We start from the raw sequence: 26,932 nt of genomic DNA on the forward strand, positions 1-26,932 counted from the left end.
AACGATCTTATAGTTATTTATACAAGGTTGATATCGAAGTTCACCAGCTGCACAAATTCGCTGAGGCGTTCATCGATATCAGCTTTGGTAATTTCTTTAAGTCTGTCGGCGCCAAAACGTTCCACACAGAAGCTTGCCATGGCAGAACCAACGATGATAGCTGTTTTCATGTTCTCGAAAGAGATATCCTGTGTTTTAGCCAGGTGTCCCATGAAACCGCCTGCGAACGTATCACCTGCGCCTGTGGGGTCAAAAACATCTTCCAGTGGCAGTGCCGGAGCAAAGAACACACTGTTTTCATGGAATAACAACGCACCGTGTTCCCCTTTCTTGATGATCAGATAACGTGGCCCCATGGTCAGGATCTTGCGGGCAGCCTTCACCAGGGAAAATTCACCTGTAAGCTGGCGCGCTTCGCTATCGTTAACCAGGAGTACGTCAACCATTGTGAGCACTTCTTTCAGGTCGTCCATAGCGGTGTCCATCCAGAAGTTCATGGTATCGAGCACGATGAGTTTCGGGCGCTTTTTCAATTGCTGGATCACCGATTTCTGCAGCTTGGGCATAAGATTGCCGAGCATTACGAATTCGGCGCCCTGGTAGCTTTCAGGAACTACAGGGTTGAAATCGGCGAGTACGTTTAAATCGGTCACCAGGGTATCGCGGGTATTCATATCCATATGATATTTCCCGCTCCAGTAAAAAGACTTTTTATCAGCCACCACTTCCACACCTTCTGTAGCTACGCCGCGTTGCTGAAGCGTTTCCAGTTCCGATGCCGGGAAGTCGTACCCAACAATAGAAACCTGCTGAACAGGCTGAACAAAATTGCTGGCAGCATAAGCCACGTATGTTGCAGAACCTCCAATAATTTTTCCTGATTTACCAAAGGGCGTTTCTATATCATCGAACGCCATTGTACCCACTACTAATAATGACATAAGTTTATTTCGGTTTTTTACCGGCGGCAAACCTATTGCATTTCAGTCATACCACCATAAACCCGGCCTGTTAAAACAGGCCGGCAGCGTACATATACATGAGAAAACTAATTAAAACCGCTTCCTGAACCTGTCTCCGGCCATAAGCCGGGTATCGGTCCCCGCAGCTCTTGCTATTGGCTACCGGGCCAGTACCTTCATTTCGGTACGGCGGTTCTTTTCCCTTCCTTCCGGATTATCGGTTCCATCGTCATTTGTGTTAGGCGCTATCGGCAGGCTGGCGCCATATCCTTTAGCAGTTAAACGCGTTTTATCGATGCCTTTGCTTACGAGGTAAGCAACGACATTCGCCGCCCGCTGTTCAGATAAACGTTGGTTTAAGAGGTCGGAGCCTTTATTATCGGTATGGCCGCCAATTTCAACTTTAATGCCGGGGCGGCTTTTCAGGAGCGCCACCACATCGTTCAGCGCCGGGTAAGATTCGGGCTTGATATCGGCTTTGTTAAACTCGTAATAAACGTTATTTAATACCGTTACTTCCTCAACCACCGGCGGTTGTTTGGCCATACATACGGGATCGGCTGTTACATTCTCCCCTCCTTCTGCCGCCTTCGTTTGTAGGGGCTGGCTCACTTTCACATATCCATCGAGCATTGCAGTGCCATTCAATGGCTGCAATGTCTCCATTGTAAAAGTATAACGCCCTTCGGCATCGGTAATGCCGCTGTAAAGCTGTTTCCCGGTAGTTTTATCAGATACTTCTACAGTTACACCTGCCAGCGGGGTATGGTTGTCGCAGGCAATGATCTGCCCGCTTACACGTGTCAGCGGGTTTCTCTTCTGCAGACCAAACAGCTCCAGGCAACAAACATCGGCCCTGTCTGAACTCAGCACCACCTGCTCCAGGATATTATTGCCCTTGCTAAAGCTGGTAAAATACATGTCGTCTTTAATGGAGTTAACCGGGTAGCCGAAGTTTTGCGCTTCAGTCCAGCCGTTACCTGTTGCTTTACTGAAAAACAAATCGTATCCACCCATGCCCGTTCTGCCCTCGCTGGCAAATACCAGGGTGGCGGAAGCTTCGTGGAAATAAGGCGCTTGTTCATTGTAGGGGGTGTTAACAGCCGTGCCTGCATTAGCTACCGTTAGAGGTAATCCTTCAGCTCCCAGTTCAGCAATCCATATATCATATCCGCCTGTACCGCCGGCCCGGTCACTCGCAAAAAGCAGTTGCCTGCCATTGGGCATCAGGTACGGTTGCTGGCTGTTGGCTCCAGGCTTGTTAACTGTGGTATCCAAAGCCACCGGTGCCTGCCAGTTACCGTCGGCACTTTTATGACTAACGTAAATGGCAGCATTTTTCTTTCCGTCGCGGGTACTCCAGCGGGTAAGATAAATGGTATTACCATCAGCAGACACAGTTGCTGCGCCTTCATGTAAGTCGTGATTAGCCGGCAATGCCGCTTTTTCTATTCCTGTTAAGTTCCCCCCGGTATAAACAGCCTGGTATAAACGGTTGGTATGTTTTTTACTTGCAGCAGCATTGCTATCGGGCCATGTGGCTGTAAACAGCAGCACATTATTCGCCAGCTGCACCGGAGCATAGCTGGCCCCTTCTTTACCAGCACTTACCGGCCTCATTGAATACAGCGCCACATCTTTCTTTTGCAGTTGCTGTTGTATATAACGCAGATTCGCAGCTTCCCGGCGGGCCTGGCTGGCGTACTGGTCCTGCCCGGTGTACTCCTGTAAAAAATGATTCAAAGCCTGCTCCGCTTCTGCATACTTACCCAGCGCCCGGAGAGCAATAGCGTAATGACATTGCAACAACGGATACTGCGTTGTGACTGTATCTGCCAGCTGCCCGTACAAAGGCGCCGCTTTCGTATAATCCTTCAACAGGCGATAGCTCTCCGCCAACTGGTAGGTTGCTTTAAACCAGCCACCCGTAATATCAGCCTTCCTTTTTGCTTTAGCCGTATAAGGATCAAATTGGTCCCCGGCTTGTTTGCCCCCCTGTAAATACTTTTCATAATAAGCAGCAGAGGATGCATAGTCGGCTTTACCAAAATAGTTATCTGCCGCTTTTAAATAGTCGTAGCTAAACTGTGCTCCTGCAGAAAGGGCCAACGCCAGAAAAGCAGTTAACGCAGTGCTCTTGACAACTGAACCGGTATATAATATTCGTTGCATTTATTAAATAATAAAAGGTAAAAAAGATGAATATCGGTATAACAATTACAAACGGGGACATACAAATTCCACCTCTGGTGTTTTTGCTTTCTTTCTGCCTACAAACGTCAATGATATTTCAAAACTATTGGTCCCGCCAACCATCTTACCCAGGTCGGAGGTGTTAACATCGTAGCTTGCACTGAACACCATGTTATTATGAGTGAACCCAGCGTATACCGAAACGGCGTCCTGCAAACGGTAGTTGAGTCCCAGCAACAGATCGGTACTTACCGCCGCCTTTAGCTGGGCATAAGTTCCAATTACTTTTTCTTCCATATTACCCTGGCGCAGATAAATAGCATTTGGGGTAAGACTCAGTTCATCATTCACAGCCAGTTTTACACCACCATGAATAGTATAACGCACGGGCATTTTTTCGTTCACCACCGCAGCAAACCTGTTTTCGGGCCTGGTGATATGGGACGCAGAGAAACCTCCGAAGATATTAGCCTTTTTACCGGGTGTAGCATCGTAATATAATACACCCGCGCCCGCATCGAATGAGGTGGCAGAAGGATTGGTAATAGCTTCCTGTGTAGGTATCATGCCACCCGTTACCGGGTTCCACTGGTCATTGAATACCAGCTTCGACGGGTTAAACTTCCGTTGTATTAAACCTGCCTGTAAACCAAACACAAGGCGATGGTATCCGGCCGCGCCAAACCTTACACCGGTATAAGCAACATTACCATAAGCAGTTGTATAATTAAATCCCCCGTTACCGGCAACCTGATGCACAATACTAACGCCCGCATTAAGATTTTTATTGGTAGTAAATTCCAGCGACGCACCCATAGTAGAAAAAGCACTTGCCACGCTGTTCCATTGATTACGATAAATGGCAGCAGCCCTGTAATCGCCATCAAATACACCTGTAAGCGCAGGATTTAACCAGGCCGGGTACACATAGTATTGTGTAAAATGCGGATCAACCTGTGCAGTAGCCCTTCCTGCAAGCAAGGCCGTAGAAAACAGCAGCAGCGTGATTTTGATAATTCTTTTCATTTCTATAAGCTTTATGTTTTGATGAGGGTGCTATTTGATTTAACGAATGATTGTAACGGGTCCGGCAATGCGCTTCCAGGTTGCCGATGGTGCAGTTATCATATAGTAGTAAGTACCTGCCGGCAACAACTTGTTGTTTGATGTACCGTCCCATGGCACGCTATACCCCTTTGCTGAATAAACCTGCTGACCATACCTGTTGAAAACCTGAACCGTAACTCCGGCTCCGTATTCCGACAATCCCTCTATAATCCATTTATCATGAATGCCGTCGCCATTGGGTGTAAACGAATTAGGAGGATTGATAATGGTAAGCGCTTTTACCACCAGCTGATCTGTAGCTGTACAATGCCCCTCTGTACTGGTAGCAGTAAGGGTAAACACTTCATCGTGTGTTGCAATGAACGAGGGTCTTAATGTATTGGCATTGGTTAGTTCAGCAGCAGGCGTCCATGTGAACTGTAATGCCTCCGGTTTATTTGCAGTGGCGGCAAAAACAACCGCGGCACCTTTTACCACCGAAACAGGATCTCCCGCATCAATAACAGGTTGCACATATGCCTTAACAGGTTTAACAGCAGGCAATGAAGTACAACCTTTATCATCCGTTACTACTAATGAAACAGAATAGGCACCTGCTTCTTTATAGCTTTTCGCCGGCATTTGTACCGTAGCCATGGTACCATCTGCGAAGTTCCATTTCCAACCGGTAATGCTTCCGTTGGCAGAACTGCTGTTATCTGTAAAGCTATGCTCAGCGCCCTGGCAAGCCGCTTCAGGCACTACCTTAAATGCAGCGGCAGGCCTGTCATAAAATGCAGCGAAAGCCCTTGATAGGGTATTAACACAACCATAAGCCGTGGTCACTTCCAGTGAAATGTTATAATTGCCTCTGGCACTATAAGTATGCCGGGCGTCTTTTGTTGTGATATTGGCGCTTCCATCTCCCATATTCCATTTGTACTGCATAACACTATTGTCAGGTGTTTGCGACTGGTTGGTAAAAATGGCTTCCCCGGGAACACATACAGCATCGGGCGATGTAAATACGGCTTTAGGCATGGGATGAACGGTAGTTGTTTTCTCTGTTACCTCAGAAGTGCAACCGTTGACATCCGTCACTATCAGCTTTATTTTATAAGCACCGGCATTGGCATAAGTTTTAGTGAAAACATTTCCGTTGTTATAAATTGCGTTAGAACCATCGCCCAGATCCCATTTCCAGGAGTTGAGAGACGATGAAACTGCAGAAGACTGGTCGGTGACAACAACTCCTTTATCCTGGCAAACCTCTTCTGTAACACTGAATGCCGCTGTTGGCAGCGCATGTACCGAAATACTGGCATCTACAGAATCGATACATCCACCATCCGTTGTAAATACATACCGGATAATATGTGTTCCCGGGCCAGCCGCAGCCGGGTTAAAATTGCCGGCGGCATCGGTTCCCTTACCCTTATAAATACCGGCGCCTGATACCCCATTGGTAATTGTTGCTTTCGCAACGGAGAACGCCGGCACATTTTCACACACCGATGCCAACGCTGGAAAATTGAATTGCGGCTTAACAGAAAACTTAGCATGCACAACGGTATCTTTCCGGCATCCTTTTTCGGTAGTTACAGCATAACTGATCGTAAAGTTGCCCAGCCGGTAAGTATGAGAAGGACTGGCTTCTGCTGATGTATTAGGATTAGCGGCATTGGCAGCAGGATCACCAAAATTCCAGGCATGCGCCGCGATGGACTGGCCATCTGCGGCTGATGCTTCCGAAACAAACGGAACCACTCCATTTTCAGGAAGACAGCCCGCCGGATAGGTGAATTTTGAAGTTGGATTCGCATATACCTTAATGGTTGTTCTTGCCGTATCGCTCACGCAAACAGTGCCGGATTTACCTGCCATCTTAAGATGGTAGGTACCAGCCTGCTGGAAGAGATAATCTCCTACGACTTTGGTATTTGCCGTTTTACCATCACCCAGGTCCCAATACCACCCGGTAAAGTAGCTGTCTTCTCCTCCCGGAACCACTGCTTCCAGGTGCACAGTACTGCCTTCACAAAGCTCCAGCGCAGATGCCTCGATTTCAACTGAAGGTCCCCCGGATATAATTACTTTTTTTGTTGTATCGGCCACACAGCCTTCTTCTGTTACCACCTTCAGGTTAACCTCATGTTCACCCGAAACATTAAATGCCTTGGAAGCATTTTTAGTATCGGCCGTTTTGCCGTCAGGGAAGGTCCATAGCCATTTTTTCACCACATAACTTCCGGAAGAATTTGCATCCCATGTAAGCGTAGCAGCTTCAGCGCTGCACCCTTCATGCAGATAGGTAAAATCGATCCCAGGCCTGTCCCGCACTTCAACCTCCAGCCTGAAATCTTCTGTATGATTACAATTATCGATAACAGGATGTGAGCTTTTTACGGGAATCCGGTAAAGCCCCGTTTTCTCAAACTTATATGTTCCGGGCAATGTATACTTATAATAGTTGGTACCCTTGATAGTTACAATTGCAACGGAAGTTGGGTTATTTAGAATAACATCCTGTGCAGGTAAAATGCCAGTTACTTCAGAGAGCCTCCATTCCAGTCTTGTAGGTTGATAAATAGTAAGAATAGACAATTCAGCAGGTGTTCCTTCACAGGTGTAGAGATGAACAACATCGTTACCTGCTTCGGGATTATGAAGCTGAGGAATACCGTTGAGGTTATTAATCATGGCGCCGCCGTTATAGGCATAGCTATCGTCGCGGCCCACGCCATAAGTGATAGATGTAAACGCTGAATCGCTCTGTACGGAACACTGCGCATTCGCTGCCGGCCACGATTTTACCACTACTGAATAACCCGGCATATTAGGATGAGCATAAACATGTCCAAAGTTCTGCGTTCCGTCGATACTAAGCGAGGTAAGACCCAGCGTAGGGATTATCAGTGTAAGAAAGTTGGTGGTAAAGATGCCCGAAGCGTTCCTGAAGAGAGTAACTTTCTTAATGGCCTGTTCCAGCGGGCTCAGGTATACCATATCGGGGTCACCCAGCCCGTCCCAGTCGCACCCTCCGGCACCTAGCCCAGGCTGTGGCCTCGAGGGCATATATTGGATTACCATAACAGGCTGATCAGCCTCTATAAGGTCGGCGGTTTTACTAACAAACTCGTAATAGGTACCATTTACCAGCCCCGTCATAATAGCACCGTTTCTTTTGACAACGGCGGAAGCATCTTTTACAAGCACCCTGTATATGGTGCTGTTGGAAATGGTGGGATTGTTACTGCTTGAAAACGGCGCAGTAACATATAATTTTCCCCAGGCCTGAACAGGAAACGCCTGCTGGAAAAGGTTATCGGCATATCCCGCTGCGTTTTGATTACAGGTAATGGTAGCAACATTACTTCCACTGAAAACGGCAATAGGATAGCAGGTGCCTGCTGAATTTGCTACAGACTTTATTTTAGTTCCGGTAAGATCTCTACCAGTATTGCGGCTAACCGGCGCACCTACCAGCTGGTAGATCTGACCTTTGTTTAAAGTTACTTTAAAAGCCTGGTTGGCCGGCGCTCCTCTTCTCAATGGCACAGAAGGCGTGATCTCTACTTCCGTATTATCATGATCGGCTATTACAAATGCCCAGGAAAGACAACCATTCCCCGGAACAGAACCCGGTGTTATCTGAAAGCTATTCGCTGAAATATAAGAGTAGCCCCATGATTCGGTTGGGATAAGCATAGAAGCGGCAGAAGCATAATCAGCGCCAACATAGGCATATGCCACGATAGGCACATCACTTTCTATATGTATAGACCTGTTATAGATTCTCTCCAACCCTCTTCCGTCAAATGAAGGTTCCAGGTCGTATAACCTGCAATCATACATTCCCGATTTGGGCATATAGTCGGTAACCAATGTGCCATTGGCCGGTACTGTATAATTCCTCACCAGCTGTACGGGATTGCCTGTTACAGGAGCTTCTCCTGTGATAGTCACTTTTACGCTGGCCCTTTGTTCCGCACTGAACTGGAGCACCATGTTCTGTGCATTTCCCAGGCCATCACCTTCCTCCATGGTAAAATGCAGGCCGTAGCCTGCCCAGAAGTCAGTTCCTTTATTGGAAAAGTTCTGGGCAAAGGCTACGGTTGCAAAAGCAAACATATGAATCAATAACAGACACGTATATCTCATAACACATCGGTATTCATTAGGCGCGTATTTATAACTATCTTATCAGGTTTACAGATCCTTTCTTAACAGTTTTTGAACCGTCTTTTAACGTGATCTCGGCAACATAGATGTAAACGCCTGATGGCTGGTATTCACCCTTATACTTTCCATCCCATCCATTGAGGTCGGCCGATTCGTAGATCTGCTGGCCCCACTGGTTAAAGATGTGCAGCCTCATGCTCTGAATCAGGTATCCTTCTATTTTGAAGAAGTCGTTTCTGCTGTCGCCGTTAGGAGTAAAGGCGTTAGGAACGAAGATCTGTTCAGGACGGGTTGTCACCTGTACCTGTGATTCTTTATCGGAACAATGATTGGGATCTACTGCTTTTACCTGGATGGTAATGGCTTTGCCGCTTTCAAGCGCTACTACGGTATGTGTTAAACCTGAACTTCCGGAAGAAGGAGCGGCCCATGTATTTCCACCATCTATCGATACCTGGTAAGCAGTTACATGTTCAACAGGCAACCAGCTTATACGGAACATATTAGTGCCCACCGTATCTACATTAATTACCGGCGCCGTAATTAACGGCCATGCCTGGGTGGTAATGCGGGTTCTTGGCTTCGAAGTACATCCGTTCCATACGCCCTCTACATAGTAGTCTTTAATACCTGCCAGATCATTCAATGTATAAGTAGCCCCGGTATGAATAGCTGTACCACCTGTTTCCGTGCTATACCAGTTATATACGGCACCTGGTTGCGGGTTCAGCACTGCCAGCGTTACTGTCGACTTTTCACAGCTTTTTACAGTATCTGTTGCAAAGCGCACATTGGCAACGTCTTTAATAGTGATGTTACGGGACGCTTCTGCAATACAACCCGCTCTTGTAAGCGCCTGCAGTTTCACCACATAGTCGCCTGCTTTATTATACAAGTGAGCCACCTGCCGCGTAAACACATCGCTGCCGTCGCCCAGATCCCACTTATATTTCTCCGCGGCATCACCATCGGCGGTGGTTACCACCGGCGTAAACAATGCCTCTTCGTTCAGGCAACCGGAATGACTCAGTTCAATGCCTGCCTGCGGACTGGCAACCACTTTAACGGTAACCAGCCTCTGAACAGTATTAGAACAGTTGCCTATTAAATCATCTTTGTATTCAATTGGAATAATATAGGTTCCTTCTTTAGAAAAGGTATAAGGTGTTTTTACAGTATACTGGTAGAACACCTCACCATCAATAATAACGGTGCTGTCTGCAACCGGATCGGTTTGTACCACATCGCTGGCAGGTGACAGGCTGGCCACCTTGCTGAACTGCCATACGATCCTGCTTGTTGTGGAGGGCAACAATACACTGTGCCTGAATGGAGTCCCCACGCAGTTGAAGGCACTAAAATGGCCTGTGGAATCATATACGTTCCGCAGCCCTGAGTTGATCCTGTTTGGCAAAGTATAACCTAAATGGAAGCCGTAAGAATTGATGCCTCCCATTCCATATAACACAGCCGTGAATAAAGAATCACTTTCCACTACACTTATGCCGTCTTCTGCAGGCCATTTTTTAACGACTATGGAATAGCCGGGTTTATTCTGATGGGCATAGGTATGGGAGAAACTGGAAGAGCCGTCTATTTTCAGTGAGGCCAGGCCGCTGGTAGGAATTATTACCATCAGTGTTACCTGATTGGCAGCACCTGCGATACCTCTTTCCATTCTGGGGAAAACAGCTTTTTTGATGCCGTTCTTTGCAGCCACTACCGTAAACATTTCTCCACCGCCGCCCGACAATCCACACTGATAGTCTGAGTTCGCCATATACTGTGTTACCATGATAGGCTTATCACCAGTGATAACATCCGCCGTATTGCTATAGAAAGTATAATAGTTGTTTACCGGGTTGGCAAGTGGCGTTCCGTTAACACGCACTACTGTTGATGGATCTTTCACCATCACCCTGTATACAAACGTCTGAGGTACCGACGGATCTTCTTTTGAAGACGCAGGTGCGGTAAGATATTCCTGCCCCCATGCATTTGTTGGCATGTTCTGCTGAATCAGATACTGCCCGCCCAGCACACTGAAATATTCTGCATCACATCCGATAAACGATCTGCCGCTGCCGGAAAATACCGCTACAGGATAACACTGGCCATCCGAGTTGCTTAACGAGCGAACATAACTTCCACTTAAGTCCTGCGACATATCGGAAGTAATCACAGCACCCAGCACCTGGTATACTTCGCCCTTATTCAACACCACTTCAAACGGCACTCCTGCCTTCCTGCCGCCTACGGTAGGATTAGAAGGAACAATCTGAACCTTAGTGTTGTCATGATCAGCGATCACATAGAACCAGCAATAAGCGTTCTCATCAAACATATTATCCTGCCGGTACGACATGGTATAATACTCGTACCCATACGAAGCAACAGGATAAAGTAATGTAGACCCCGTAATAGGACTACCCACCATGTTATCGCCCCGTACGAATGCATTAATAGGCACATCGCTGTTGATGCTGATACCCCTTTGAGAAAGCCCCTCTGTATAGAGTAAAGCGCCCGACACCCCTGTTTTAGGAACAGGATCACTAAGCATATAGGTGTTTGCCGGCACATCATAAGTTTTAGACCATGAAGTACCATTGATTCTTACAGTTACTTTGGCATCTTTATCAGCGCCGCCCATGACTACAACAAACTCATCCACACCAACGCTATACCCCATATAAGACTGCCCAAAGCCAACCCAGAAGCGGGTTCCTTTTGTTGCAGAATCCATCCTGCTCAGGGTATCTGTTACAGGATAGCTAACAGTAGGATCGGTAAGGCCCGTGAACTTGTCGAGGAAGGTCACAGAAGGCTGGCTGATAATATTGGCAACAGTATTCACGCCACTCTGCGCATCTACACGCCACGTTCCTGCCTGCTCCGTTCTTCCCAGCCTGATGCGTTCTTCATCGTCAACAAAACCTCTCCACGGTTTAAGGTAGAACTGCTCCATTGTAAAGTCGTAATTACCAGCCGCAGCAGGTGTTGCTTCGGTATAGAAGTACATATAGTCTTTTCCGGCAGGTATCGAAGGCGGCACTGTGCCTGTGAACCTTCTTACAGTAATACCCGTTGGAACGCTATTACCCCAGGTAACAGCTGCCACAGTATCGGTGGCCATCATAAAGTACTGCCGTGTTCCGGCCGCCGGAACTGCAGGATACGGTACTGCTGCAGGAGGCTGTGAAGTTGGCGTAAACTCATAAGCCCCAAGATCAGGAACGCCTTCTTTCAGCAACGTAGCACGTTTAACACCATTGATGCCCTGACCATTATTGAAGATATGCGCTCCCCTTCCTTGCATGATCCATACATCAGGCGCCGCAACATCAGGAGCCAGATCCTGGCTGGTTAATAAAGCAGGTTTCGTAGCAGTTGAAATAGAATTGATATCAAGGCCAGATAAAGCTCTCCAGTCCTGTAATGTCGCAACAGGATTAGAGGTTCCATTTTGCACCAGTACACTTCCTTTGGCATATAAGAGATTATAGTCGCTGTTAAAAAGTTCGTAACTGTTTATATAAAGCGCCTTTCCGTTACCATCGTTCGCAAACACGTTGTTCATGACATCAACACGGTAGCGAAGTTCAACAGGAACGCCATTATCGGTAAAGTAACCTGCGTAGTTGTTGGTGCCCGATGCAGAAGTATTATAGACTGTATTGTTATAATATCTTGCACTGCGGCTGTTAGTATTATATAAACCGTAAGAGGTAGTGCTGGAAGTATTCAGGTATATTACGTTATTAACAACACCTGCATACGAAACAGCGCTTATATACATACCATAGAGGCTGCTGGTATTGCTTGTAGCCGCAATCACCTTATTCCCCTGTATGGTGTAATTATCGGCGTTAGGAATATCCGAATTCGCGATATAGAGACCATAAGCAATACCAGATTTATTACTGATTGTAACTTTGTTGCCGCTAACAGAGAGAAGACCGCTATGGTAACGGTTATAAGTTCCATAAGTAGTACCAGCGCCTGAAAGCGTGATCACGTTATCGTTAACAGCAGCATTGTTCCAGTAAGTAGTATAAATACCATATTGGTAGGGCTGGGTAATAGTGTTACCGTTAACAGCCAGGCCTTCTCCTTTCAACAGGCTGGAACCTTCGAGGTAAATAGCACTCGCACCATTGCGAACAGTATTTCCCGCAATAACGATCTGTTTAAAGTTACCCGGTGCGGCATAAATACCTACCTTATTGGTATTCGCAGCAGTAGCTACTCCGGATACGATCACGTTATTGATAATGCTGTCGTACGAAGAAGTGCCGGCCAGCACTACAGCCCTGGAAACGGTGGCGTCATCTGCCTCTATAGTGATATTGTCGAACGTGATATAAGAAGCGCTGTCAAGCATCAGCACATAGTTATTGGCCGATGTTGCCAGTTCAGAAAGCTTCACGTCGGCAGCATTGGTGGCCGATTTAAATGTTACCCTGCTGGCAGCATCGGCACCGGGGATGCCCTTTATGAGCAAACGCTCACGATAAGAGCCCGGGCTTACCACGAACGTTACCGCCCCCTCAATACCACAGGCCATAGCCGATACCGCCTGATTAAATGATTGATAGTTGCCGGAACCATCCTTTTTAATAGTATAGGTCCCGGCCGGTAAAGCGCCATTTGTTGTTATCCCGGTAACAGAAGAAGTATCTGTTACATTCATGCAGGTGATATAAGCCCTGAAGAAATGATCGCGCGCTAACCGGGTAACGAATTCATTGGTATACAATGGCTCGGAAATAGTCGTCCACGGACCAGTTGCAGTAGGTGCACTCTGCCATACCGTGGTCTGGCTTCCGCTCGAAGTAGCCCTGTCGAGGTTAAGGGTAATTTTGGCACCCATACAAATGCCTGTAGCCGGACTGGCAACAGCATCACCAGCACGCACACCGGAAATACAGGACGAAGCAGTAAACTCAAATGCACCAATATCGGGCTTGCTGGCGTCCCTGGCTTTACCGTTAATATCCCTGCTGATGTTTACAGGTGTACCTGTATTGTCTACCGGCAATATTGTTGGAGAAAAATTACCTGTAGCAGTATCGGCATAGATCGGATTGATACTGGTAGAATGCTGCTCCTTTACTCTTAATATAGCTTTCCACTCGTCGAGCGTTGTACGGTTAGCGTTCCGGTAACCAATATGATTATTGCCACTGACCCCGTTTATGTAATAATTATTATAATCAACAAACGAAAGAGGTACCACATCTCCGCTAACTATATTCAATCCAATTTTGGTTCCTGTTCCGCCCCTGGTAATAGAAACCATGTTGTTAACAATTTCCGTTGCCAGATTGGCATTGCTTACCCTGAAACCGGAAGTAGCAGCCGCATTTTGATTGGAAGCATCATCAAGAGAGATCGTGTTATGATAATACTTCACAGCTATTCCCATTTCGGAAGACACACCATTCTGAGTGCCTGCACTTTTAATCCTGTGAATAAGGTTATTGGAAATAACAATAGGCCAGTTCATCATTTGGTCGGTTCCTGTATACTCCAATAGCAGACCATTAAATGTAGAGGTCGAAGCCGGGTTTCCGCCGAACGGTGTAAAAATGCGGTTCGCATTTACAGAAGCACTTCCGTTTGTTCCTGAAAAATGGAGACCATTAAAGCCGCCTACGCTCGTACGTGCAGGTCTTGATATTTCATTTCTTTCTATGATAGTCTCTCCCGTACCAACAATATAAATACCGGTCTGGTAGAAATCTTCGATCTTATTGCCCAGGACCTTGTTATTATGAATGAACTCGTCGTAATTGGCATCATAGCGCTGATGTCCTGCCAGTGTAATGCCATAATACCCACCGCGTATGGTATTGTTCTCAAACACGTTACCATCTGAATAATACTGGTTGGTATATTCATCGATAGGGTCTTCATGAGAATTGCTGATCACAATGCCTGCAAAGTTGGTTGACGAACTGCTGGTTGTGCTCGACAGAATAGTAGAATTCTTTACAGTGTTGCTGTCGGCATTCAGCAGGTGCACACCATAACCGTAGGTAGTGCTGCCAGTAGCATCTATTACAAAGTTGTCGAAAATGAAATGAGTCGCATCCTGGAGCTTTATCACTGCCCGCTGGCCGGAAGTTGCACCGGTTGGTTTTATGATGTTGCCATTACCTCTGAAAGTAATGGTATTGGTAGCGGATGCACCTTTTACTTTTCCAAAAATGATCCTTTCTTCATAAGGCCCGCTGCCTGAAGCCACATCAAATACGATGGGCCCGGCTATACCACATTCCAATGCCCCGTAGGCTGCCGCAAAACTGGTAAAGTTAGTTGCACTGGCAGGCTGCGTTTTATTGATAGTATACGTTTGAGAAGGGAATGCCTGGAATACAGTTAACAATACTGCATTGGTATATGACACTTGTGCTCCGCAGGTAACTTTTACCCTGTAATATTTTGTCTCTGTAGCGGCAAAACTAAACTCCGGGCTGGTGCTTACGCTTCCTGCCGGCTGGTAGGTGCCTGTTTCTGTTAAAGAGGATTCTAACTGATAGGTTTGTGAAGCTCCGGAAGTATTGCCTGTAATGGTAAGCAATACGGTAAGATCAACACAAATTGTCGATTTGTTTAAAGCGGCCACGCCAGGCGTTGGCGGAGTGGCGCAGGGAGGTGTTGTAAACTCAAAGGCTCCCGGATCGGGCGTATTAGAACGTGCAAGCCCCGTGATATCGGTTGCCACAGACAGGTTTTCGCCTATGTTATCCAATGCCGGTTGCGTAGGTTTCATATTCCCTGTAGCGGCATTTTCGAATAAAGGATCTACCGCCACCGAAGCAGCATCCTGCCCTGTTGCTGCCTGCCATTCGTTCAGGAACTGCGTATAGGTACCATTCATATAACCGAGGCTAACCCGGCCTATGCCAGCTGCGGCATAAAGATTGTTCCTGTTGCACTGAACTTCATGAAGATTATTTGCAAACCAGATGGCCGTTTTAATTCCGGGCCCGCCCCTTGTTACAGCAATATTATTATTCTTGAACACTACCCCCGCCCCACCCGACAGGTAAAAGCCGGTGTTGACGATATCTGCATCGCTTGCAGGCACAGGCCCGTCAAGCACAATAGTGTTATGCTGGAAAAATACGTTATTGGTACTGTTGCTATAAATACCGTAAAGATTGGGTCCCCCGTTGATATTATAGATCAGGTTGTTTTCAACAACGTTGGGGAAGGTGGATAAACCAGACGCCACATCGAAATAGATCCCATAAAAATTATTGAAGGCGTTTAATGTAGTACGCCCCTGGTACATGTTGGTGATGGTATTTTTCGTAACAGATAATCTTGTATTGGTAGCATTAAAATAAATACCCGTAAGCGGGTTGCCCTGGTTGGTGCGGGTGGGCCGCGAAATGAAATTGCTATCGATGATAGTGTTGGAAGAAAGTGTAACACGAATGCCCGATACTCCAAAATCTATAATCCTGTTACGAAGCAGTTTATTAAACCTTGCAGCCGCTGTTGTACTGCCCGCAATGGTAATACCATAGGAGCCGCCTGTGATAGTTGAACCTTCCACAATATTGCCATCGCAGGAAGCATCTACTGCTGCAAATGGATTATCTACCGTTCCACCTATAAAAACCCCTCCATACCCGTTATTCGTACCGGTAGTCCGTGAAGTAATGGTACAGTTCCTGATCGTATTTGAATCAGCATCGTTAACAAGCTGAAAACCTATGGCATAACTGCTTCCAGACGATGTAACTGCAAGGTTATTAAAGACGAAATAATCTGCACCATCAAGCTTAATGGTCGCCCTGTCGGCAGTTACCGTTTCCGAAAATGCAATTGAAGCGCCGGCATTACCATTAAAGGTAATAGTGTTCACTTCGGAAGTGCCGGCTACTCTATTGAGGATAAGTCTTTCATTATAAACACCGGAACCAGCAGCAACATTAAAGACCACCGGCCCGTTGATGCCACACCTGATATGGTTGTAGGCATCGTTAAACGATTGGAAATTACCATTGCCTGCCGGCTGATTTTTATTGATAGTAAAGGTACCTGCTATCGGCTGGGGTATACCTACCCTTACATCGGCGGAAATTGCCGTTCCGCCGCTTGCACAGGTTAAAACAGCCCTGTAGTAAGTGGTGGCTGTTTGGGTAAAATCTCCTGCCGGAGCAGTAGCGCCTGCAATATTGGTCCAAACATTCCTGTCTGCAGAACTTTGCCATTGATAGCTTAGTGCGGAAGCCAGAGAGGCACCGTCTAATTTCAGATACACCGATTCGCCGCTGCATATTTCCGGCTTTGCAGCCACAGCAGTGCCACCGGTAAGGGTAGCAGCGGAACAGGCGGGCGCCGCTGCCCAGGAAAATGTAATGTTCGGACGATTGGCAGTTGTGCCTGTTTCTGGTTTATCGGTGGCATTACAAAGGCTGCCCTGGAAGTTTTCGGCAGTGGAATGAGAAGCGTTGAACGACAAACCAGTGGTCATTTCTACCAGGGTATTGGCCGTTGTTCCGCCCGCATCGGTATTGTCGGTACAAAGTTCAATAACGATATTATCGGTACCGTTCCAGAAAAAGGGGGTAGTAAAGGTAAAAGTGTTCGCTCCCATTACCGGCAGATAAGTGGCAGCGGTATACACAGGAAGGGTTCCGGGTTCCCAACTGGTACTGCGGAGAGACGACGCCGAAGTGGTTCCTATTTTAAAATTCAGATTATCGATAGGATCGGCAGGGTCAACATAGTTAAACCCTGTTACGGTGAACTTGATAGCGCTAATGGTACCAGCCATCATGCCTGCGGCATTTAATTCAGACGCCAGGTATAAATACTGCTGGCGCGAAGAACTTCTGGCATCCTGCATAGGGCATGGATATGCCCAGTCGGTGTTTGAAGTCGTCCCCGTTCCTATCTTAATATCTGTTTGCGCGTAAACAGACAGTGAACATAGAAAAGCTGCTGAAAGGGCTAAAATTAACCGGTAAAAATGTTGCATATCTGTGTTGCTAGTTTTGGAATTAGTAGAACCTCTCCCCATGCACATACATGAAACAAATTCTCATATAAGCATGGTCTATAAGCGTGGATAAAATTATTAAGGGCCTTACTGCCAGATGTAAGGCGAAAGGTTCAAATAAAAAAATGAATGTAAATGACTATTTTAGCACGTTCAAACGCGTATAAAACAGGAATACAGGGTGCAGCCGTAAATATTTAATTATATGGCATATGATGTGTGAGGAACTAACCAGGGCTAACGCGCTGATGAGGAGCTATCTGTGGGTATTGATATTGATACTGGCTACCGCGACTGTTTATGGGCAATCGGAAAAGCCAATACCCGATACCAACCAGGTAAAACACTACCTCAACCGTTCCAAAGCGGTCTTCAGCCGCTTAAGCGACAGCAGTTATTTTTACCTGAGCGAAGCGCTGCGGGGAAGTTATGGTAACCACTATAGCAAAGGCATCGTCAGCTCCCTTACCGAATTAGCTGCCTGGCATTACGGCAGTAATGCCGACCTCGCCGTGAAATACGGTACAAGGGCTTTATATGAATTTATCAGCAGCGGTTTACCCAACTACCAGAATGTCCGTTACAGGATCTATAATATCCTGGCCAAATCGTATGAAGCCAAAGGCATGATCGATTCTTCGGCTTATTACTTTTATCTGATGAGTGAGGCAGTTGAATCCGGCGAAATTCCCGCCAAATCGTACTTCGCGCTTTCACTGTATACGCAATTGGCAATGTTCTGGCTTACCAGCAACTGGGATGTGAATGGCGGCTATATTGAACCCACACAATACTTCATTGGTAAAGCAAAGATGGCCGACCAGGCTATGAGCGATACCATCACCGATTTATCCGGTATCAGCTATATGTTACAGGGCGGTTACTATAGCGCCGTCAAAAACTATGATTCCGCACTCTGGTACCAGATGAAATACCTCGAGATCCGCAAAAAGAACAAGGTAGAGAACATTACCTGGGATGCAGCAACCTATCTCAACATCGCAGAGATCTACCTCGATAAGAACCAGCCCGAACTTGCGATTCCCTACATTCAAAAAGAACTGGCCCTGAAGCAGGCGCTGGCCAGCGCCACCAGGTACCTGGTATACGGTTATTTTTTCCTGGCCAGGGCTTATTATCAGCAAAAACTTTATGATAAAAGCATCACCACATTCGAAGATACCTGGCAGTTATTCAACAGAGACGAATTCCTTGATAAAGAAGTAGTAGAAGCCTATAAGATAGCAGCCGACGCTTATGAAGCCTCCGGCAAACTGCCTCAAGCGCTGCGTTATAAAAACACCTATATCCGGCTGCACGACAGCTTAACCAGGAAAGACAAACTGGATATGATGCACCGCCTGCAGATCAAACACCGGATCACAGAAAAAGACAAGGCGCTGGCAGAGCAAAAACTGGCTACGGCACAAGCCGAGAACAGGGTACGCGCCAAAAACCTATGGATAGCCATCATTTCATTCGTTGCCATTTTTGTATTTACCCTGTTTGTGGTTTGGCGAAGAAGCAGTATGCAACAACAACGTTTACAACAGGAAAAGATCAATAATTTCCAGCAACAAATGGAGATTGCAAATCTCAGTGCCGCCATTGCCGGAGAAGAAAGGGAACGATCGCGTATTGCCCGCGAACTGCACGATGGCATCGGCGGCCTAATGGCAGCATCGAAAATGAATTTTGAGCTGGTCAGGAAAACTTATAGCCTCGACAATGAACATAATTTCAGGGATGGTATTTCTCTGCTGGAAGAAGCCGCTTCGGAACTGCGTAAAACAGCGCACAATATGATGCCTGAAATATTGTTACAGGATGGTCTTGTTGTAGCTGTGGCTTATTTCTGTCATAAAGTGGGCAGCAACAGCACTACCGAAGTGCATTTCCAGACTTCCGGCGCCATAAGACCATTCCCTCCCCAATTCGAACTCGCAGTGTACCGCATTGTGCAGGAGCTGGTCCACAATATCCTCAAACACGCCCAGGCCACACAGGCCATAGTACAGATGGGCTTCAGCGATACCATTTTTGATGTTACGGTAGAAGATAACGGCATCGGCATTCCGGCCGACATCATGGACCGCTCAAAAGGAATAGGATTGAAAAGTGTATTTGAACGGGTAAAAGCAATAGGCGGCAACCTGCAGATCCAGAACCTGCCGGAAGGTGGTACCAGCATTTATTTTGAAGTAAGCCTGAAAAAGGAAAACTTTGCAGAAGTTTGACCAAAACCAGCAGCATTATGATCAAGGTAAGCATGGCCGATGACCATCAGATTGTCCTCAACGGGCTTGAAAAGATGCTCTCCGGCTTTCCCGAAATTGAAATCACAGGTACTTATACCAACGGCGACCTGTTGCTCGAAAGCCTGGTTACCAGTAGACCCGATGTATTGCTGCTCGACATACAAATGCCCGGTAAAAACGGTATTGAACTCGCCGGCATCATTACCCGTAAATATCCTTCCGTAAAGATCATAGCACTTACAAACGTTGATATCCTCGTACAGGTGAAAAAAATGCTGAAGCAGGGCTCTATGGGGTATATCATGAAAGATGTAGGCCCCGATATCCTCTTCAAAGCCATCTGCACTGTATACCAGGACGAACAGTTCATCGACGAACGCCTCAAAAAACAGCTGCTGAGTAATTTTTCGGCCGCCCCCTCCGATAAACTTATCACCCGACGTGAAAAAGAAATATTACAGTTGATCACGGAAGAATATACCAATCCCGAGATAGCGGCCAAACTGCATATCAGTCCGCATACAGTCGAAAACCATCGTAACCACCTGTTACAAAAGCTGGGCGTAAAAAACACGGCCGGACTGGTAAAAGCAGCTATTGAACAGGGACTTGTATAGGCTTATTCCCCTGCTGGCCTGCATTTCCTGCCTTGTCTGCTCTATGAAACCGGTAGAAAGTTGTATATTCCCGCTTTAGTTTATTTACTAGCATCATTTTGATGAGATGGCACGTATTAAAACAGACAAAGATGTTACCCGGCGGGAGGTAATCACGAAAGCTGCCGCAAGCCTGTTCCGCGAAAAGGGGTATAAGGCCGCCAGCATGCGCGATCTCGCAGTAAAAGTAGGCGTTGAAGCCGCCAGCCTTTATAACCATATCCGTTCCAAAACAGAGCTCCTTCACGATATCTGCTTCAATATCGCCAATTTATATTGGGAGCATATGGGCCAGGTCGATAATTCAGGTATGACCGCCAGCGAAAAAGTAGAAAAACTGCTGCGCTTCCAGATCCACCAGATGATCGACAACTACGAAGAGGTTTATGTAAGTGACAGGGAATGGCGCCATTTGGCCGAACCTTACCTGAGTAACTATAAAAACCAGCGCCGTACGTATCGCAAACGATTTGCCTCCATCATCGAAAAAGGTATTGAACAAGGCGAATTCAAACCCATCGACGCCCCCACAGCAGTGCTGATCATGCTTCACGCAGTGAATGGTATCGACTCATGGCACCGTTCAAAAGACAAGATCACCGCTGAAGCGCTCGAAGAAAATATGATCACCATAATGATCGAGGGGTTGAGAAAATAGAGTTCCAGGCTTATTGGTAGCCCTGTTTTTCGATTGTACTTGTCTCCGGTCTTGCCGTTTTCATCTCTTATTAGTTTCCCGAAACGGTTTTGAACGCCTTAAGGCGAAGGATGCATGAAAACTCAGTGAACATTTTACTGAACAGGGAATTGTATGCCTTAGACCCGGCAATTGTCGCTGAATAGCCATACTTTTACTACCAATTGTTAGCCATGCATTTTGAAAAGCTTTCTATAAAAGACGTACGCCAGGAAACAACTGATTGTGTATCGGTGGCATTTAATATCCCCGAACACTTACAGGAACAGTTCAGGTATAAACAGGGCCAGTATTTAACCCTTCGCACCGTTATTGGTGATGCCGAAGTGCGCCGCTCCTATTCCCTTTGCAGTTCTCCATTAGAGCAGGAATGGCGGGTTGCCATTAAAAAAACACCCGGCGGTGTATTTTCCAGCTTTGCCAATGAACGGCTGAAAGCCGGGGATACGCTGGAAGTGGCCCCTCCCGAAGGTCGCTTTTTCACAGAACTGGTTGCCACGCAAAGCAGGCAATACGTTGCCATCGCAGCCGGCAGCGGTATCACTCCCATTCTTTCGATCATCAAAACCATTCTTCAAACAGAACCGCATAGCTCCGTTACACTTGTTTACGGCAACCGCAACCGCCATTCCATCATCTTCCGCGAAGAACTGGAAGCGTTGAAGAATAAACACATGCATCGCTTTCGCCTCGTTCATATCTTAAGCCGCGAAATGATGGACGCCAGTATCAATACCGGCCGTATTGATACCGAAAAGTGCAATACGCTTTTCACCCGTATGCTCACACTCCGTGCCGATGCCTTCTTCATCTGCGGTCCGGAAGAAATGACGCTTTGTGTGCGTGACTTTCTCCTCGGAAAAGGCATCGACCGTAAAAAAATTCATGTAGAACTGTTCACCGCCGGGGCAGCAGGCAAACCCAAAGCAACAGCAACACAACAGGCGGCTGACCAGGGCCCCACCAGCGAAATCAGTATTAAACTCGATGGCTCGGTATTCAATTTCAACCTGCCTTACGATAGCGAAAGCATTCTTGATGCCGCCATGCGCCACGGCGCCGATCTCCCCTTCAGCTGTAAAGGAGGTGTTTGCTGCACCTGCCGCGCCAAAGTAATAGAAGGAGAAGTGGATATGGAAATCAACTACGCCCTGGAACCCGAAGAGGTTGAACAGGGATTCGTTTTAACATGCCAGTCCCACCCCCGCAGCGAAAAAGTAGTGATAGATTTTGATGTAAAATAGAAGGAACGGCAGACGCCCGATGAAGAATAGCAGGCATTGGATAATAGCCGTTAGCATAATAGCCTGGGCGAGGTTGCAGGGGAGCAAGTGCGATGCAAGTGCGATACAAGTGCGATCTATGTCCGATATATGTCCGATATATGTGCGGTTAAGGGATACTTATGATTGCCCAAGCCGGTGGGGTTCATTTCCCCCGGGAAATCAGTGAAAACGGGCACTCTTTCCGGGACCAGGCACAAAAGCGGCTGTATCTGCGATACAGCCGCTCAAAAAGGTCTAAATCCATTTCCTATACACCTTAAACTTTATTTCTTCCTCTCAACATTCAAACTGTAAAATCCATTCTAAAAAGCTTTCTGCCGCCTATGCTCACAACTTGATCTCTTCTTCATTTGCATCAAAGAAATGGTACTCTGTAAGGTAGTAATCCGAAGCCGGCTTTATCTTGATAGGGGTTTTGTATTTCCTTCTCCATTTCCAACGGGTAGAAGACATCAGGAAACCTTTGGTAAGATGCGAATGAACAATGGGATGCACCAACAGGGTAAGGTTCTTGTGCTGATGGGTTACCAGGTAATGTAAGCGCTTTTCAATCTCATCCTCCAGGAGTAAGGCCGGCGCTACTTTACCGGTGCCGTTACAGGTAGGACAGGTTTCAGTAGTATTGATGTTCACCTCGGGACGCATACGCTGACGCGTAATTTGCATAAGACCGAAACGGGAGATCGGTAATACCGCATGTTTAGCCCTGTCGGAGCGCATGAAGCCTTCCATGGCATCCTGCAGTTTCTTCTTGTTATCGGGCAGCTTCATGTCAATGAAGTCCACCACGATAATACCGCCGATATCGCGCAGGCGCAACTGGCGTGCAATTTCTTCTGCTGCTTCAAGGTTGGTTTCCAGTGCGTTCTCTTCCTGGTTATTACTTACACTTTTATAGCCGCTGTTCACGTCAATGACGTGAAGCGCCTCGGTATGTTCTATGATCAGGTAAGCGCCGCTGGGCAGGTTCACTGTTTTACCAAAAGAAGATTTCACCTGTTTGGTGATACCATATTGATCGAAGATGGGTGTACCATTCGAATGGTAAACCACGATATCGCTTTTATGGGCGGCAATCTTCTGTATATAGTTACGGGTATCGTTGTAGATATTTTTATCATTGATAACCACCTTGTTGAAATCTTCATTCAGCAGGTCGCGGAGGATACTGGTAGTTTTATCCTGTTCGCTCATGACTTTGGTAGGAGGAACGGCGCCTTTCAGGTTCTGCTGAATGGTTTCCCAGGAACGGATCAGGGCCAGCAGGTCTTCATGAAGTTCTGCAGTATTCTTCCCTTCTGCTGCCGTACGAACGATAACGCCATAGTTTTTAGGCTTAATGGCTTCTACTATCTTCTGAAGACGCTTTCTTTCGTCAGAAGAATGAATTTTTTTGGAAACGGCAACAATGTCGTTGAAAGGAGTTACCACTACAAACCTTCCGGGCAAAGAAATTTCGCAGCTAAGGCGGGGACCTTTGGCGGCAATGGGTTCTTTCAGAATTTGTACGAGGATATTGGGTTTTCCATTAAGGACTTCATTGATCTTGCCTGTTTTAACGATTTCAGGCTCTATCTGGAATTTGGAGAAATCGAAGCCTTCCTTGGTGTTAACATTGATGGCAGCGTGTGTAAACTTAAGGATCGATCGGGCGTAGGGACTAAGGTCGGTGTAATGAAGGAAGGCATCTTTCTCGAAACCAACATCAACAAAGGCGGCATTTAATCCCGGGATCAGCTTCTTTACCTTTCCCAGGTATAAATCGCCTACTGCGAAATTAGCATCGGCCTTCTCATTATGGAGCTCGACCAGCTTTTTATCTTCAAGCAGGGCTACTTCTACGCCTGTTGGCCCTGCATTGATAATTAATTCTTTATTCACGAATAGCAACTTTAAAATATGTTTCTGTACCAATTCCCATGTTGGGGCATGGCAATAAATCAGCCAACAAACATCCCAACACAATTCCAGCCACTTTGGTCTGATAAGGAAAAAGGTAAAGTTGCGAGGCGGAAGTCAAGGAATAGCTGTCTGGTACAAGGTATAAATGCCGGATAGCTAGCGCTCTCCGGCATCATACAATTATGACAGTAAGAAAGAAACTATTTATTTCTTCTTCTTATGACGATTTTTTCTGAGTCTTTTTTTGCGTTTGTGCGTTGCAATTTTATGACGCTTTCTCTTTTTACCACAAGGCATACGTAAATCTGTTTTTAGTTATACAATTGAAATTATTGTAACATTTTAATCCGCTCTGCTATCTCCTTTTTCGCTTCAGGGAAAGGTATCAGCTTCTGGATCATGGTATACCACTTCACCGCATTTACCTTATCACCCTTTTGTTCGTAGGCTTCTGCCAGGTGGAACATAGCCTCCAGGTTATCGGGCTGACCCTTTACTACCAGGAGAAAACGTTCAATAGCTTTATCAAACTGCCCGCTTTTCATACCACCCAATCCCAACACCATCTGTGCATACAAATTGCCCGGATCACGCTGTGCCACTTCCCTTACTTTCGTAATCCCCTCCATAGGGTTGTCCGACACATTTCCAAACATATAACACGCACCTAATCCAATAATGGTAGAATCATTGGCTGGATTGATCGCAAGCGCCTTTTCAAACAGAGCTTTTGATTGTAACCCCAGCCAGTTTTGTAAGCCGGGATTCCCCTCTGTCATCATTTCTTCTAATAACAAACGGGCTGCAAAGGTGAGGCTTTTTTCAGAATTTTCCAATTTGGCAACCTCCGCATGATAATAAAGACCAAGTGCATTGTTGTGAAGACTGTCACCCCAGAAATGGGCAAGCTGACGGTAAGCGTTCATTTGCTGCAATTTTACATCGCCACGCGTAACACTGTTCTCTATTTGGGTGACATACTGTAACTGGTTGGCATTCAAATGCTCATGAGCATCTTTAAGCAACGCTTCCGTCGTAATTACGCCGGTGCTGCCAACATGTTCATGCTTGTCATGCGCTGTTTCGGGGGTATTTTTTTTCTTCTCGGGTACGGTCCGGCCAAAGAAAAATAACAGGACAAAAAGTGCCAGCGCACTTCCTGTAACAATAAATTGCTGCTTTTTCATCCGCACGAAGTTACTCTTCCTTGCGCATTTGCTTTACCTCGTTAACGAATTCTTTAGAAGGCTTGAAGGCGGGAATGAAATGCTCCGGTATCTCAACCGCAATATTTTTCTTGATATTACGGCCAATTTTAGCAGCTCTTTTCTTGGTGATAAAACTACCAAATCCACGTATGTAGATGTTTTCACCTTTTGAGAGATTTTCTTTGATCTCTTTCAGCATCGTTTCAAGCGTTACCAAAACATCTACCTTTGGTATCCCTGTTTTATCTGAAATGTTATTGATCAAGTCGGACTTTCTCATTTGGTTTTTATTTAATCTTGTTATGCAAACGCAATCTAAAATAAAACAAAATTGGACACTTATAAAAGAAAAATAGATTTTTTTTAAAAGATGTTGCGGGTTGAGCCGCAAATATTTGGGGTTTACCCCACACATTACCCTTTTTTAGCACATGACAACCAGCAAAAAATTCCGTACCGCCCTTCTGCAATGGAACAAATTGGATAACAAGCGGCAAATGCCATGGAAGGGAGAAAAAGACCCCTATAAAATCTGGCTTAGCGAAATTATCCTTCAGCAAACCCGCGTAGAACAAGGCTGGGCATACTACGAACGTTTCATAGAGCGGTTTCCAACCGTTCAACAACTCGCAGCAGCACGCGACGAACAGGCTTTTAAACTCTGGGAAGGTCTCGGCTATTACAACCGCTGCAAAAATCTCCTGTTCACTGCACGTTATATTACAGAAAATTACAATGGAAGGTTTCCGGACAGCTACCCCGATATCGTAGCGCTCAAAGGCGTGGGCCCCTATACCGCCGCCGCCATCGCCTCTTTTGCCTTCAACCTGCCCTATGCCGTACTCGACGGCAACGTGTTCAGGGTGCTCTCAAGGGTATTTGGTATCGATATCCCCATCGACAGCACACAAGGCAAAACGCTTTTCGCTGAATTAGCCCAGGAAACGCTCGACGATACCAGGGCCGGCGAGTTCAACCAGGCCATCATGGACTTCGGCGCCACGGTTTGTAAACCGCTCGCCCCTCTTTGCACCGTCTGCCCCATGCGCCATTTTTGCGAAGCCTACCGCCATGGCAACGTAAACGTATTACCCGTTAAGCAAAAAGTACTGCAAAAGAAAACGCGCTGGTTCAGCTGGTTTGTTCTCCGCGTTAATGATAAAATGTTTATCAGGAAACGCGGCAGCGGCGATATCTGGGAAAACCTGCACGAATTTTACCTCGTAGAAACACCCGCCCAGCCACACTGGAACAAACAGGAATTGGATACCTTGCTCAAAAACCAGCTCGCGGTAAACAACTATGAACTCGAAAATGCAGGGCCCGTAACATCACAACAGCTTACCCACCAGACAATAAAAGCACAGGTGCTTACCCTGCGCTTGCCCGAAATCCCCGAATCGCTGCGGGAAAAAGAATGGCTGCCCTACCGGAAGGTATCACAACTGGCCTTCCCAAAACTGCTCAGCCAATGGCTGGCAGGCTGGAAACTATAAACCATCACTGCAAACCTTACTTA

General features: G+C 46.6%; 13 protein-coding genes. 5 read left to right on the forward strand and 8 right to left on the reverse strand.

Annotated elements, in window-relative coordinates; all coding sequences use genetic code 11:
• Positions 1-17 precede the first annotated feature (17 nt).
• From ESB13_RS15670 to ESB13_RS15690, 5 genes are all read right to left on the reverse strand, one after another.
• On the reverse strand, positions 18-941 hold the full coding sequence (locus tag ESB13_RS15670; protein ID WP_129004579.1) for a PfkB family carbohydrate kinase: 924 nt from the start codon (positions 939-941) through the stop codon (positions 18-20).
• Positions 942-1,121: 180 nt separating this feature from the next.
• On the reverse strand, positions 1,122-3,134 hold the full coding sequence (locus ESB13_RS15675) for an OmpA family protein (protein ID WP_129004580.1): 2,013 nt from the start codon (positions 3,132-3,134) through the stop codon (positions 1,122-1,124).
• 45 nt (positions 3,135-3,179) lie between these two features.
• The gene (locus ESB13_RS15680) at positions 3,180-4,181 is read right to left on the reverse strand and encodes a PorP/SprF family type IX secretion system membrane protein (RefSeq protein ID WP_129004581.1); all 1,002 of its coding nucleotides are present in this window, start codon (positions 4,179-4,181) and stop codon (positions 3,180-3,182) included.
• 39 nt (positions 4,182-4,220) lie between these two features.
• Positions 4,221-8,363, reverse strand: coding sequence for a PKD domain-containing protein (locus ESB13_RS15685; protein ID WP_129004582.1), 4,143 nt, complete (start codon positions 8,361-8,363; stop codon positions 4,221-4,223).
• 34 nt (positions 8,364-8,397) lie between these two features.
• Entirely contained in the window at positions 8,398-17,253 is an 8,856-nt protein-coding gene (locus ESB13_RS15690) for a right-handed parallel beta-helix repeat-containing protein (protein ID WP_164974229.1), read from the reverse strand.
• Between the two features lie 365 nt (positions 17,254-17,618).
• Between ESB13_RS15690 and ESB13_RS15695 the strand changes: the two genes are divergently transcribed.
• From ESB13_RS15695 to paaE, 4 genes are all read left to right on the forward strand, one after another.
• Complete coding sequence (locus ESB13_RS15695; protein ID WP_129004584.1) at positions 17,619-19,643, forward strand: tetratricopeptide repeat-containing sensor histidine kinase; 2,025 nt, start codon at positions 17,619-17,621, stop codon at positions 19,641-19,643.
• A 17-nt stretch (positions 19,644-19,660) separates the two neighbouring features.
• Complete coding sequence (locus tag ESB13_RS15700; protein ID WP_246022571.1) at positions 19,661-20,281, forward strand: response regulator; 621 nt, start codon at positions 19,661-19,663, stop codon at positions 20,279-20,281.
• Positions 20,282-20,387: 106 nt separating this feature from the next.
• Entirely contained in the window at positions 20,388-20,978 is a 591-nt protein-coding gene (locus tag ESB13_RS15705) for a TetR/AcrR family transcriptional regulator (RefSeq protein WP_129004585.1), read from the forward strand.
• A gap of 212 nt (positions 20,979-21,190) precedes the next feature.
• A complete protein-coding gene (paaE, locus tag ESB13_RS15710) occupies positions 21,191-22,261 on the forward strand; it encodes a 1,2-phenylacetyl-CoA epoxidase subunit PaaE (protein ID WP_129004586.1) in 1,071 nt (356 codons plus the stop codon).
• A 369-nt stretch (positions 22,262-22,630) separates the two neighbouring features.
• On the opposite strand, the gene ESB13_RS15715 is transcribed toward paaE, so the two are convergent.
• The 3 genes from ESB13_RS15715 to ESB13_RS15725 form a co-directional block, all read right to left on the reverse strand.
• Complete coding sequence (locus ESB13_RS15715) at positions 22,631-24,184, reverse strand: Rne/Rng family ribonuclease (RefSeq protein WP_129004587.1); 1,554 nt, start codon at positions 24,182-24,184, stop codon at positions 22,631-22,633.
• Between the two features lie 350 nt (positions 24,185-24,534).
• Positions 24,535-25,392, reverse strand: a complete 858-nt coding sequence (locus tag ESB13_RS15720; protein WP_129004588.1) for a tetratricopeptide repeat protein — start codon at positions 25,390-25,392, stop codon at positions 24,535-24,537.
• A gap of 10 nt (positions 25,393-25,402) precedes the next feature.
• Entirely contained in the window at positions 25,403-25,693 is a 291-nt protein-coding gene (locus ESB13_RS15725; RefSeq protein WP_129004589.1) for an HU family DNA-binding protein, read from the reverse strand.
• Between the two features lie 151 nt (positions 25,694-25,844).
• On the opposite strand from ESB13_RS15725, the gene mutY reads away from it, so the two are divergent.
• Positions 25,845-26,909, forward strand: a complete 1,065-nt coding sequence (gene mutY / locus ESB13_RS15730) for an A/G-specific adenine glycosylase (RefSeq protein ID WP_129004590.1) — start codon at positions 25,845-25,847, stop codon at positions 26,907-26,909.
• The last annotated feature ends 23 nt before the right edge of the window (positions 26,910-26,932 follow it).

The sequence above is a fragment of the Filimonas effusa genome (assembly GCF_004118675.1).
Lineage (GTDB): Bacteria > Bacteroidota > Bacteroidia > Chitinophagales > Chitinophagaceae > Filimonas > Filimonas effusa.